Origin of the sequence: Methylobacterium amylolyticum, assembly GCF_030700245.1 — a bacterium.
GTDB lineage: Bacteria > Pseudomonadota > Alphaproteobacteria > Rhizobiales > Beijerinckiaceae > Methylobacterium.
Map to the genome: position 1 here is coordinate 14,851 of NZ_JAUYZI010000064.1, position 12,213 is coordinate 27,063.

10 protein-coding genes are annotated in these 12,213 nt (G+C 71.6%); 7 read left to right on the forward strand and 3 right to left on the reverse strand.

Features of this window, described 5'->3' with window-relative positions:
• Positions 1–19 precede the first annotated feature (19 nt).
• Positions 20–1,060, reverse strand: a complete 1,041-nt coding sequence (locus Q8W71_RS28470) for a glutamine synthetase beta-grasp domain-containing protein (RefSeq protein ID WP_305528769.1) — start codon at positions 1,058–1,060, stop codon at positions 20–22.
• Positions 1,061–1,368: 308 nt separating this feature from the next.
• Here Q8W71_RS28470 and glnA point away from each other — a divergent pair, with 308 nt between their 5' ends.
• From glnA to Q8W71_RS28505, 7 genes are all read left to right on the forward strand, one after another.
• The gene (gene glnA, locus Q8W71_RS28475) at positions 1,369–2,778 is read left to right on the forward strand and encodes a type I glutamate--ammonia ligase (protein WP_305528770.1); all 1,410 of its coding nucleotides are present in this window, start codon (positions 1,369–1,371) and stop codon (positions 2,776–2,778) included.
• A gap of 918 nt (positions 2,779–3,696) precedes the next feature.
• A complete protein-coding gene (locus Q8W71_RS28480) occupies positions 3,697–4,335 on the forward strand; it encodes a VOC family protein (protein ID WP_305528771.1) in 639 nt (212 codons plus the stop codon).
• A gap of 8 nt (positions 4,336–4,343) precedes the next feature.
• On the forward strand, positions 4,344–4,475 hold the full coding sequence (locus tag Q8W71_RS28485; RefSeq protein WP_305528772.1) for a hypothetical protein: 132 nt from the start codon (positions 4,344–4,346) through the stop codon (positions 4,473–4,475).
• A gap of 582 nt (positions 4,476–5,057) precedes the next feature.
• Complete coding sequence (locus Q8W71_RS28490; RefSeq protein WP_305528773.1) at positions 5,058–5,201, forward strand: hypothetical protein; 144 nt, start codon at positions 5,058–5,060, stop codon at positions 5,199–5,201.
• Between the two features lie 54 nt (positions 5,202–5,255).
• Positions 5,256–6,197 carry an LpxL/LpxP family acyltransferase gene (locus tag Q8W71_RS28495; protein WP_305528774.1) on the forward strand — a complete coding sequence of 314 codons (942 nt, stop codon included), beginning with the start codon at positions 5,256–5,258 and terminating at the stop codon, positions 6,195–6,197.
• A gap of 21 nt (positions 6,198–6,218) precedes the next feature.
• The gene (locus Q8W71_RS28500) at positions 6,219–7,508 is read left to right on the forward strand and encodes an HlyD family secretion protein (protein ID WP_305528775.1); all 1,290 of its coding nucleotides are present in this window, start codon (positions 6,219–6,221) and stop codon (positions 7,506–7,508) included.
• Between the two features lie 4 nt (positions 7,509–7,512).
• Positions 7,513–9,669, forward strand: coding sequence for a peptidase domain-containing ABC transporter (locus tag Q8W71_RS28505; protein WP_305528776.1), 2,157 nt, complete (start codon positions 7,513–7,515; stop codon positions 9,667–9,669).
• Here the strand turns inward: Q8W71_RS28505 and Q8W71_RS28510 are convergent.
• Both Q8W71_RS28510 and Q8W71_RS28515 read right to left on the reverse strand, forming a co-directional pair.
• On the reverse strand, positions 9,608–11,218 hold the full coding sequence (locus Q8W71_RS28510) for a TolC family protein (RefSeq protein WP_305528777.1): 1,611 nt from the start codon (positions 11,216–11,218) through the stop codon (positions 9,608–9,610). The genes Q8W71_RS28505 and Q8W71_RS28510 overlap by 62 nt on opposite strands.
• An 86-nt stretch (positions 11,219–11,304) precedes the next feature.
• Positions 11,305–11,985: an NAD(P)H-dependent flavin oxidoreductase gene (locus Q8W71_RS28515; protein WP_305528778.1), complete on the reverse strand. Its 681-nt coding sequence runs from the start codon at positions 11,983–11,985 to the stop codon at positions 11,305–11,307.
• Positions 11,986–12,213: the final 228 nt, after the last annotated feature.

Below are 12,213 nucleotides of genomic sequence, written 5' to 3' on the forward strand. Positions count from 1 at the left end.
CCGCGCCCCGAGACCGCCTTCAGGCGGCGGCTGCGGAGGAGGACGCCGTCGGCACCGAGGCGATGGTCTTCAGCACCTGCGACGCGATCTGGTAGGGGTCGCCCTGGGAGTTCGGACGGCGGTCCTCAAGGTAGCCCTTGTAGCCGTTGTTCACGAACGAGTGCGGCACGCGGATCGAGGCGCCGCGGTCGGCCACGCCGTAGCTGAACTTGTTCCACGGCGCCGTCTCGTGCTTGCCGGTCAGGCGCAGGTGGTTGTCCGGGCCGTAGACGGCGATGTGGTCGTCGAGGTTGCGCTCGAAGGCGCCCATGAGCTTTTCGAAGTAATCCTTGCCACCGTGCTCGCGCAGGAACGCGGTCGAGAAGTTGCAGTGCATGCCCGATCCGTTCCAGTCGGTATCGCCGAGCGGCTTGCAGTGGAACTCGATGTCGATGCCGTAGCCCTCGCAGAGGCGCTGCAGGAGGTAGCGCGCCATCCACATCTCGTCGGCGGCCTTCTTGGAGCCCTTGCCGAAGATCTGGAACTCCCACTGGCCCTTCGCCACCTCGGCGTTGATGCCCTCGTGGTTGATGCCGGCGTCGAGACACAGGTCGAGGTGCTCCTCGACGATCTTGCGGGCGACGTTGCCGACGTTCGCGTAGCCGACGCCGGTGTAGTACGGGCCCTGCGGCGCCGGGTAGCCCGAGGTCGGGAAGCCGAGCGGGCGGCCGTCCTTGTAGAGGAAGTATTCCTGCTCGAAGCCGAACCACGCGCCCGGATCGTCGAGGATGGTCGCGCGCTTGTTCGACTCGTGCGGGGTCTTGCCGTCCGGCATCATCACCTCGCACAGCACCAGCACGCCGTTCTTGCGGGCCGGGTCGGGGAAGTGGCGCACGGGCTTGAGCATGCAGTCGGAGCTGCCGCCCTCGGCCTGCTTCGTCGACGAGCCGTCGAAGCCCCACATCGGAAGCTGATCGAGGGTCGGGAAGCTGTCGAATTCCTTGATCTGCGTCTTGCCGCGCAGGTTCGGCACCGGCGTGTAACCGTCGAGCCAAATGTACTCGAGCTTGTATTTCGTCATTCCAGATCTCTCTACCGCTGTCGGTGCGCGGCCCGCCTGAGGCCGCGCGAACGGCTCGCCGCCCGCAGGCGACTGTCGCTGCCCTGGCATAAACCGTGCCAACCCCATGCCAGCGATTCCGCCGGTACCGGGAGTAGTCATCACGGTTTCGCGAGGAGACGATCCGGCCCCGGAGCCGGCGATTTCCGCCCGGGTCGGCTGGCGAGGCGCCGGCCGCGCCTGTATCAAGCGCGGCGTCCGGACCGGGGCGGTTCCGCATGCCGGCCCCGGACGCCGAACTCGAACGACATCTCAGGGAGCATGCCACGATGACGACCGCGGACGAGGTGCTGAAGACGATCCGGGACAACGACGTCCGCTACGTCGATTTCCGCTTCACCGACCCGCGGGGCAAGTGGCAGCACGTCACCTTCGACGTGTCGATGGTCGACGAGGAGATCTTCTCCGAGGGGACGATGTTCGACGGCTCGTCGATCGCCGGCTGGAAGGCGATCAACGAGTCCGACATGCTGCTGATGCCGGACCCCTCGACCGCCTGCATGGACCCGTTCTTCTCCGCGGCCACCCTGTCGATCGTCTGCGACGTTCTGGAGCCCGAGAGCGGACAGCGCTACGACCGGGACCCGCGCGGCACCGCCCGGCGCGCCGAGGAGTACCTGCGCGAGACCGGCATCGCCGACACCGTCTATGTCGGGCCGGAGGCCGAGTTCTTCGTGTTCGACGACGTGAAGTTCTCCGCCGACCCCTACCGCACCGGCTTCGAGCTGGACGCGACCGAGCTGCCGACCAACGGCTTCACCGACTACGAGGGCGGCAACCTCGGCCACCGCGTGGCCACCAAGGGCGGCTACTTCCCGGTGCCGCCGCAGGATTCCGCCCAGGACATGCGCGGCGAGATGCTGGCCGCGATGGCCTCGATGGGCGTCAAGGTGGAGAAGCACCACCACGAGGTGGCCAGCGCCCAGCACGAGCTCGGCATGAAGTTCGACACGCTGACCACGATCGCCGACCACATGCAGGTCTACAAGTACTGCATCCACAACGTCGCGCAGAGCTACGGCAAGACCGCGACCTTCATGCCCAAGCCGGTCTACGGCGACAACGGCTCGGGGATGCACGTGCACCAGTCGCTGTGGAAGGACGGCAAGCCGGTCTTCGCGGGCGACCGCTACGCCGGCCTCAGCCAGGAGTGCCTGTGGTACATCGGCGGCGTCATCCGCCACGCCAAGGCGCTCAACGCCCTGACCAACCCCTCGACCAACTCGTACAAGCGGCTGGTGCCGGGCTACGAGGCGCCGGTGCTGCTCGCCTACTCGGCCCGCAACCGCTCGGCCTCCTGCCGGATCCCGTGGACCAAGAGCCCCAACGCCAAGCGCGTCGAGGTCCGCTTCCCCGATCCGATGGCCAACCCCTACCTCGCCTTCGCGGCGCTGCTGATGGCCGGCCTCGACGGCATCAAGAACCGGATCGATCCCGGCGCGGCGATGGACAAGGACCTCTACGAGCTGCCGCCGCGGGAGCTGAAGCAGATCCCGCACGTCGCCGGCTCGCTCCGCGAGGCTCTGACCAGCCTCGACAAGGACCGCGCCTTCCTGAAGGAGGGCGGCGTGTTCTCGGACGACCAGATCGACGCGTTCATCGAGCTGAAGATGACCGAGGTGATGCGCTACGAGATGACGCCGCACCCGATCGAGTTCGTGCAGTACTACTCGCTGTGAGGTGAGCGTGGGGCCGGGCGCGGCGCCCGGCCCTTCGCCCGGCCTCATCCGGCGGGGCACCCTCATTGCCAGCCCTGGCCCGGATCATGGTACACGCCACTTCGGAGTTTGCGTCGACGTTTGCGTCGGCCGATCCCACCAACTCCCCTCATCCTGAGGTGCCGGAGCGAAGCGGAGGCCTCGAAGGAGCCCTCCAGCCAGCCGCGCGATCCCTGGATGTCTCCTTCGAGGCCCGCTGCACGGGCACCTCAGGATGAGGGACAGGGTCGGAAACGCCCCTCGCTCTCCGCGTCGTGTGCCGTGGGCCCGGCTTGGGAACAAAAAGCGAACATGCTTGACAAGCAAGATAATTTGCCTATCATAGGCCAGCCTGGTCGGCGAGGTTGTCTATGTTCACGGATGAGATCGTCGTTCAGCGATGGCGGTGGCGCCTCGCGGTCCGTCGGGTCGCGCCGAAGCCGCTTCGCCTGGGAATGGCGTCGACGCCCTGCTCATACGTGATCCAACTCCGAGCCGTGGTTTTCGCGTTCGTACTGCCTGCTCTCCAACCGAAGGCTACTGAGATATCCTTCAATTTGAGTTCGATGAATTTACACTGTGGTTCAATCAAGATCTCATCAACACGTGAAAACGGAGCAAGAGATCGTGGTGTCCGTCCTGTCGCCGTTCGAGGACAGCATGAATCGCGCTCGCCTGCCGACCTACCGTGACTCGATCAGACGTGACGCCGTGACAAACGAGCAATTGCGTAAGCCGTAGTGGTCATCGTCAGCCGACTTCGCGTTCCACGATGGCGCTGAACGCAAACCCTGTCTGAAGTGCGTCCGCGACAGCCTGAGACGCGCGGTCCAGGGACCGAAGATCCGAAGAACGACCGAGACCGGGCTCGCCGGGTCGGTTCCCGGAAGAGGGGATTCCATGCTCGTCCTCGACCACCTCGCCGTCGTCGCCCCTACCCTCGCCGAGGGTGTGGCGCATGTCGGTGCCTGCCTCGGCCTCGCGATCCCCGAGGGCGGGCGGCACCGGGAGATGGGCACGCGCAACCACCTGCTGCGCCTCGGCGACGCGCTGTTCCTTGAGGTGATCGCCGTCGATCCCGAGGCGCCGCCGCCGGGTCGCCCGCGCTGGTTCGGCCTCGACGACGCGGCGGCGGTCCGGGCCGACTGGACGGCGGGCCTGCGACTGCGCGGCTTCGTCGCCCGCACCGACGACCTCGACGGGCTGCTTGCCGCGCACACGGACCTGCTCGGCGAGGCCGTCACGGTGACCCGCGGCGCCCTCGCGTGGCGCTTCGGCGTCCGCCCGGACGGGGCGTGGCCGGCCGGCGGGGCAGCGCCCTGCGCGATGGACTGGGGTCCGGCCGGCAATCCGGCCCGCGCCATGCCGGATCTCGGCGCCCGCCTCGTCGGGCTCACCGTCGAGCATCCCGATCCGGATGCCCTCGGCGCGCTCTATCGGGACTTCGGCCTCGCCGACCCGCCCGCGATCGTGGCCGGGCCGGCGCTGCGCTTCCGGGCGGCGATCGACACCCCTGCGGGGCGGCGCGTCCTGACGTGAGCGCGCCGATGCGCCGCGCGCCCTCCCCCCAGCCCAATCTCGACGACGTCGGGTTCGGGCCGCGCTTCTGGCTCGCGGTGCCCCGCGTCGGCGTCGGGGCCGGCCTCGCCGCCGGCCTGCTGATGAGGCAGGACGGGTGATCGGCCGCGTCGATGCGGACCGCGCCCTGGATCCGGGCGACGGCCCGCTGCTGACGGCGACGGCGGGCGACTTCGTGCGGCGCGTCCCGACTGAGCCGGGACGGACCATCCTCGCCGGCCCGATCGGGTGGAGGCCGGCGAGGAGGGTCTGGCCGGGACTCATCGCCCCGACGCCGAAACCTTAGCAGGAAGTGACGCCGCCGCCGTGGCCGGAAAGGCTCACCCGGCACGGAACCGGCCATTGCTCCCGTCCCCGCGTGGGCCGAATCCGGTCCGCCCGATCGCCCTCGCCAGCGGGAGCGTGGCGGTGGTCCGCAGCCTGCAACGGACGGCGCTACACTGTCGTCATGGCTTCAACAGGCCTTTCCGATGGCACGATCTTCGTTCCGATAGCCGAAGAATAAGAGAAGATATTTATTGCTTCGGTCTTGAGTTAACGCGATTAACCCTGTCCGAACGATTTGAAATTTGCGCTGCACATTAAGTATTTATTGGCCAATGCGCGCCTGGACAGCCTGGGCGGGTCGGTCAATTCTCGACCACGGGACGGCGACTGGGCCGGCCTGGTGGGAGAAGACGGTGATGAAAGCGCTCGACCTGAAGACCCTGAAGTCGGTGACCGGCGGCCAGAGCGGCGGCACGACGGCCGGCGTCGGCTTGGGCCTCGGCCTCAACCTCGGCGTGGGCGCCGGACTGTCGACCGGCAAGTCCGGCCGGTCCTGCTGATCCGATGCCGGACGGGGGCCGCTCACGCGTCGGCGCAGGGTGGGGGCGGCGCTGATGGCCGGCGCCCCCCGTCTCGGCCGCGCTTATCGGGCCGCGGCCGCCCTCCCCTTGCCGATCCGGCGGCGCGCCGTGCGGGCGCTGTTCCGCGTGCGGACGCTCGCGGATCCCGGGAGGCCCGTGCTCGCGGACTTGTTCGAGCGGGTCCTGCGACTGCCCGCCCGCGAGGCGACGCGGCGCGCGCGCGCGGCGGCGCTCCACGACATCGCCGCCGAGACGGAGTGGCTCGCTCTGCATCGCCGCAGCCTGCCCGGCATCCGGCGCGACATGGCCCGCACCCGCGTGGACGAGCCGGAGAGCCTGGAGCGGGCCGCGGCGAGCGGCCGTCCGGTGATCCTCGCGCCGCTGCACATGGGCGCCTACGTGGTCGGCCTCGCCCACACGATGCTGCGCTTCTTCCCCGGCCGGCCCCTGCTGATCCTGCGCCAGCGCGACGACCTCGCGATGGAGACCGCGGTAATGGAGCGGATCCGCGCCTTCGGCGTGGAGATGCGCTTCCTCAAGGTCACCGAGCGGGGCGACTTCCTGCCTGCCGTGCGCTTTGCCAGACAGGGGGCGGTCGTCGTGGTGTTCTGCGACCTGCCGCCGTCCTACGGCGCGCCCGAGCCGATGCCGATGTTCGGCCTGCCGCTGTCCTTCGCGTTCGGCCTCGCGACCCTGGCCCGGCTCACCGGCGCCACCGTGGTGCCCTGGGCGAGCACGATGCAGCCCGGCGGCGACCGCATCCGTCTCGGCCAACCCTTCGAGGTCTCGGAGAGCGGCCCCGGCGCGCGCGCCGCCGCCGCCGCCCTGGTGCGCGACCACATCCGCACCGCCCTGCTCGACCGGCCCGAGCAGTGGCACCTGTGGCCGACCCTGGACGAGTATTTACCTGCGGTTGAGAACAGCGTGCGCAATCTCGCTCAAGAGGAGAGTTTCGCGAACGCATCCGCCGCATGAGCCCCGTCCGCAGCGCCGATCATGAGCGAGCCTGAACCGCCGGCGGCGCCGATGCCCGGCGCGGCCGCATTCCACAGGCGCCGGGCCGGCGCCGCCGTCGACCTGCGGCGGGACCGCGGCGGCGCCTGGACGGCGTGGTTCTTCGGTCTGCTCATCGCCGGGATCGTCGCGGCCCTGTTCTTCGGTCGTTTCGCCCGCACGGAGTCGGTGCGGGGCTACGTCTCCGCCACCTCCGGCCTGACCCGGCTCGACGCGCAGGCCCCCGGCATCGTCGCCGCCATCGACGTCGCGCTCGGCCAGACGGTGATCCGCGGCCAGCGCCTGATCGAGATCCGCCTGCGCGAGCAGACCGCGGGCGGCGTCTCCACCGTCGCCGCCAACCGGCGCAGCCTGGAGGAGCGGCAGGCCAACCTCCGGCGCGAGCGGGCGCGGCTCTCCGCCTACCTCGATTCGACCCGCGGCGACCGTGCCGAGACCGAGGCCAACGTCGCGGGGGTCGTGCGCGCCTTCGACGAGCAGGAGCGGACCTTGCGGGAGGGGCAGGTCCAGCAGGACGCGATGGTCCGGCGGGTCGAGGCCTACATGAAGCAGGGCTACGCCACCCGGGAATCGCTGAACGGCCAGCGGCGCATCGCCCTCGACTACGCCCGCCAGCTCTCCGAGCTGCGCGCCCGCCGCGCCGAGCTGCGCCAGGAGACGTCCGAGCGCCTGCGCGGCCAGCGCGCCGCCCTCACCGAGAAGTCGGCGCAGGTCGCGGGGATCGACAACGAGCTGAGCACGGTCACGGCGCAACTCGCCGATCTCGGCGCCCAGGCGCGCCGCGACATCGTCGCCCCCGCCGACGGGCAGGTGGCGGGGCTGTTCGTCGAGCCCGGCGCCGCGGTGGCCGCCGATCAGGTGGTGGCCATCGTCGCCGATGCGGGCGCCGAGCCGATGATCGTGCTGGAGGTGCCGGCCCGCGCCATCGGCCTCGCCAAGGTCGGGCAGGAAGTGGTGCTGAAGTACGACGCCTTTCCGTTCAAGGCCTTCGGCATCGCCCGCGGCACGATCACCGCGATCTCGGCGAGCCCCCTGCGTGTCCCGGCCACCGCGGTGGCCGCGGCCGGAGACGCGGCCGTCGATCCGACGAGCCTCAACCGGCAATCCACCTACCGGGTCGAGGTCCGGCCGCACGCCCGCACCGTGCGCGCCTACGGGGTCGACGAGCCGATCCGGGTGGGCTCGACCCTCACCGCCGACATCGTCGTGGAGCGGCGCCGGCTGATCGACTGGGTGCTCGACCCGATCCGGGCGATGCGCGGACGGGGATGAGACCATGAGCGACTGGCTGAGACGCGCCCTCGACGGGCGGCGCCGGGTTCGCTCCCTCGTGCAAAGCGAGGCGAGCGAGTGCGGGCTCGCCTGCCTCGCGATGGTCGCCAACTACCACCGCCACGCCATCGACCTGAGCTACCTGCGGGCGCTGTTCCCGCTGTCGCGGGCCGGCATGTCGCTCGCCGACATCGTCGCGGTCGCGGACGCCCTCGACCTCGATGCGGGCGGCTACGCGCTCGGCAATGTCGGCGAGTTGGACGGCGTGGCGCTGCCGGCGATCCTGCACTGGAACGGCAACCACTTCGTGGTGCTGGAGGCGATCAAGCGCGGGCGCTACCGGGTCCACGACCCCGAATTCGGGCTGCGGATCTACGACCGCGCCGACATGGAGCGGATGTTCTCGGGCGTCGTGCTGGAATTCGCCCCCCGGGTCGATTTCCAGCGCCTCCGGGCCGAGCGGAAGCTCGGCTTCGTGGAGATCTTTCACACCACGCGCGGGCTCGCCGGCACGGTCTGGCAGATCGCCCTCGTCTCAATCGCCATCGCGCTCCTGTCGCTGGCGATGCCGGTGCTGCTCCAGCTCTCCCTCGACGTGGTCATCCCGCAGGTCGATCTCGACCTGCTGCACGTGCTGGCGCTCGGCCTGCTGCTGATGATGCTGTTCGAGGCGGTCGGGCGCTGGCTGCGCGACACCATCACCCTGCGCGCCTCGACCCTGCTCCAGCTCCAGTTCACCCGCAACGTCGTCGGCCACGCCTTCCGCCTGCCGTTGAGCTACTTCGAGCTGCGCCATCCCGGCGATTTCGTCGCGCGCACCGATTCGATCGACCACATCAAGGGGTTCCTGGTCGGCGGCCTCGTCACCGCGCTCGCCGACACCGCGACCTCGGTGCTGCTCGTCGGGCTGATGCTCTACTACTCGCCGCTCATGGCCGCCGTGACCCTGCTGACGCTCGTCGCCGTGCTGGCCCTGCGGGTGCTGACCTTCCCGCGGCTCAACCGCGCCACCGCCGGCTCGCTGGAGGCGCGCTCGGAGGAGCGGGCGCGCCTCCTCGACGGCCTGCGCCGGGTCGACAGCCTGAAGGCCCACAACGGCGCCGAGCTGTTCGCGCTGCGCTGGTTCGAGAGCTTCTCCCGCTTCGCCAATCTCGACTTCCGGGCGCGCAAGGCGGGCATCGACGCCGAGCTGTTCATGCACGCGGTGATTGCCGCGAGCACGGTCGCCACGCTCTACCTCGGCATCACCGGCGTGATCGGCAACGCGCTGACGATCGGCACGCTCTACGCCTTCTTCGCCCTGCGCGGCGACTTCTTCGAGCGCGTCAACGCGCTCACCACCAACCTGCTGCACCTCTCGGCGATGCGGGTGCATTTCCAGCGCCTCGACGACGTGGTCGGCCACGCGGAGGAGCCCGGCCTGCACGACGCCCGCATCCACCGCCCGATCCGCAAGAGCGTGCAGCTCGCCGACGTGACGATCCGATTCGGGCAGGGCGAGGCCCCGATCCTGACGGACGCGAACCTCGCGGTCGACGTGGCGGGGGCGGAGAGCGTCGCGATCGTCGGCGCCTCGGGCTCGGGCAAGTCCTCGCTCCTGAAGATCCTGGCGAGCCTGCACGAGCCGGCGGCCGGGGCGCTCGCCATCGACGGGATGCCGCTCGACCGGTTCGGCAAGCGCGAGTTCCGCGCCAACCTCGGCGTCGTCTTCGCCGACGACGGCCTGTTCGCCGGGACGGTGGCCGACAACCTCGCGCTGTTCGATCCCGGCGTGTCGCGGGCCGAGATGGAGGCGGCGCTCGCCCGCGTCGGCCTCGTCGAGGAGATCGAGCGGCTGCCGCAGGGCTACGCCACGCAGGTCTCCGAGGAATCCGGCCTGCTCTCCACCGGCCAGCGCCGCCGCCTGCTGATCGCCCGCGCCCTGTGCCGCCGCCCGCGGCTGCTCCTGCTGGACGAGGTGACCGCCAACCTCGACCCGGTCACGGAGGCCGCGCTGGTCGACAGCCTCCAGGGCGTCAAGGCGGCCAAGGTGTTCGTGACCCACAGCGAGCGGCTGCTCGACCGCGTCGACCGGGTGCTGCGGATCGCCGACGGGCGCCTCACCGAGGAGCGTCGGGCTCCGCCAGCGACACCCGCAGCGCGGGTTCCGGAATCCGCCTGACGATCCCGGCGGAGGGCGCATCCGTGCCGCGCAGGACGAGGCGCTCATCGCCCGCGCGCCGGTCGGCCGGGCGGGCGCGGACCGGCCGCGGGGCGTGGGCCTCCGCGGAGAGGCGCAGGGTCGCGGCCGGCACCGCGCCCGGCCCCGGCGGGATGGCCGCGAAGCGCGGGCCGCCCCGCCCGCCGGCATCCAGGAGATTGGCGGCGGCGGCGAGTTGCAGGCCCAGCGCGTCGCGCTCGGTCTCGACGATCGTTGCCTGAACCTGCGCGTCGGCCAGCTCGGCGCGGATGTTCAGCTCGTCGAGGATGGTGCGGAAGCCCGCGCCGCGCTCGATCACGAAGCCGCGCATCGTGGCCGCGAGTTCGGTCGCGCGCGCGGCGAGGCGGGCGGACTGGTCGGCGACCGCCCGGCGCCGGCTGAACGCGGTGCGCGCCGCGGTGAGCGTCGCCAGTTCCCCGTCCTGCACCTCGTAGCCGCGCTGGCGGGCGAGCGCCGAGGCTTCCTCGATCCGCGGAAAGGCGCCGGGCTGGTAGAGCGGGACCCGGGCGACGATCCGGGTCGTGGTGTCGGCGATCCGGTCCAGCGCTTGGCTGTAACCGTACTGGACGACGTGCGAGAATTGCAGGTTCACCTGCGGCAGCACTTCGGCGGTGGCGGCCTGGGCGAGGTCGCCGGCCGCGCGCGCGCCGAGGCGGGCGGCCGCGAGCCCCGGGTTGGCGGTGCGCACCAGCTCCGCGTAGGCCGCCTCGTCCCTCGGCAGCAGATCCGGCAGGCGCGGCGGCGTCATCCGCTCCGGCTCCATCCGTGCGAGCCGCTTGAACGCCAGCCGCGCGGCGGCGAGGTCGGCCACCGCCCGGTCGCGTGCGGCCTCGGCCTCGTGGACCCGCGAGCGGGTGAGCGCCACGTCGGTGCGGGTGGCGTCGTTCACCTCGAACTGGCGCTCGGTCACGTCGCGGATGCGGGCGATCGCGGCGACCTGCGAGACCCGATAGCCGAGGATGCGGACCTCGCGCAGCACGGCCAGATAGGCGATACCTGTGTCGAGCAGCACCTGCTGGCGGGCGGACAGGGTGGTGAAGCGGCCGGCCTCGGCCAGCGCCCGCGCCGATTGCAGGGTGTGCCAGCGCCGGAAACCGTCGAACAGCGGCAGGTCCGCCGTGACGCCGACCTGCGTCGGGTCGCGCCGCGGCACCGTGTCGAGGCCGATCTGCGTCGGCGCGAGCGCCGGGGAGTAGGTGATCCGGCTCCGGAGCGGCTTGTCGGCGACCAGGCCGACGGTCGGCAGGAAGCTGTCGAGGGCGCCGCGCAGCCGCGCCGCCTCCCCCTCCTGGCGGGCGCGATCGGCGCGCAGGGCGAAGCTGTTCTCCAGGGCGGAGGCCGACGCCTCGGACAGGCTCTGGCTCCGGGCCGGCGCGGCCGCCGCCGTGACGGAGAGCGCCGCCAGGATGGCGCGGGCGACGCGCAGGGTGCCGGATTGGGCGCCGGGCGCGCTCCCCCGGCGCTCCGGCTCAGCCGGCGCCCGACCGCCGCCACGAAGCCTCGCACGCATGCGGGCATCTATCAAAAGTTGTAGTTAACCGTTGCTTACTCGCCCGCAAAGGAGGGGCCGGTCGCGCGTGCCTCCGCGGGCCGGCCTCAGCCCAGGAGGGCCCGCGCCCCGTCCCAACAGCGACGGACCACCTCGCCCGCCGGCTCGGCGGCGGCGAGGCGGGCGGACTGGCCCGCCCAGGCCTGCATGCGCTGGACGTCGCCCGCCTGCTGCGCCGCCCCGCGCATCGGCGCGGTCAGCGCGCGCTGGACCGGGTAGGGCGCCGGGGCCGGCGCGTCCGGCGCGGCGGCGGCCCGCGCGTAGCCGTTGGCGAGGCTGCGTCCCGCCCGGCCGCTGAAGGCGCGGGTGACCAGGGTGTCTTCCGGGGCGGCGAGCGCCAGGGCGTCGGCCCAGGCCGGGTGGATCCCGGCCTCGGGGCAGCGCAGGAAGCCGGTGCCGATCTGCACGGCGCTGGCACCCAGCGTCAGGGCGGCGGCCACCCCGCGCGCGTCGGCGATCCCGCCGGTGGCGACCACCGGCACCGACACCGCGTCGGCCAGCGCCGGCACGAGCGCGAACAGGCCGACCGCGGCGCGCTCGGCGTCCCCGGGCTCGAAGCTGCCGCGGTGGCCGCCGGCCTCCGCGCCCTGCGCAACCACGGCGTCGGCGCCGGCCCGCTCGGCGGCGCGGGCCTCGGCGGCCGTCGTCACGGTGGCGAACCACGCGATGCCGCGCGCCTTCATCGCGGCGACGAAGGGGGCGGGGTAGAGGCCCATGATCGAGGACACGATCGGTTCTGCGTCACTTTGTGTGGTGGCACGGAGTGAGCGGGAGCGGTCGCGCTTGGCTGGGATTCGGATGGGGAGAATGCTGTCCCCGAGCTACCCATGCCCAAGCGCTTGCTCCCCTTCATCCCCTCCTCGCTGCGCGTCGTCGCTGTCACGGCCGAGCCCGAGCACGTGACGGTGCTGGCGGTGCCGCGCTCGGCGGCGGCGTGTTGTCCGGTCTGCCGGAGG

Coding starts and splice junctions, on each gene's coding strand:
- Q8W71_RS28505 (WP_305528776.1), top strand. CDS start 7,513: ATGAGCGACTGGCTGAGACGCGCCCTCGACGGGCGGCGCCGGGTTCGC.
- Q8W71_RS28480 (WP_305528771.1), top strand. CDS start 3,697: ATGCTCGTCCTCGACCACCTCGCCGTCGTCGCCCCTACCCTCGCCGAG.
- Q8W71_RS28490 (WP_305528773.1), top strand. CDS start 5,058: ATGAAAGCGCTCGACCTGAAGACCCTGAAGTCGGTGACCGGCGGCCAG.
- Q8W71_RS28485 (WP_305528772.1), top strand. CDS start 4,344: ATGCGCCGCGCGCCCTCCCCCCAGCCCAATCTCGACGACGTCGGGTTC.
- Q8W71_RS28500 (WP_305528775.1), top strand. CDS start 6,219: ATGAGCGAGCCTGAACCGCCGGCGGCGCCGATGCCCGGCGCGGCCGCA.
- Q8W71_RS28510 (WP_305528777.1), bottom strand. CDS start 11,218: ATGCGTGCGAGGCTTCGTGGCGGCGGTCGGGCGCCGGCTGAGCCGGAG.
- glnA (WP_305528770.1), top strand. CDS start 1,369: ATGACGACCGCGGACGAGGTGCTGAAGACGATCCGGGACAACGACGTC.
- Q8W71_RS28495 (WP_305528774.1), top strand. CDS start 5,256: ATGGCCGGCGCCCCCCGTCTCGGCCGCGCTTATCGGGCCGCGGCCGCC.
- Q8W71_RS28470 (WP_305528769.1), bottom strand. CDS start 1,060: ATGACGAAATACAAGCTCGAGTACATTTGGCTCGACGGTTACACGCCG.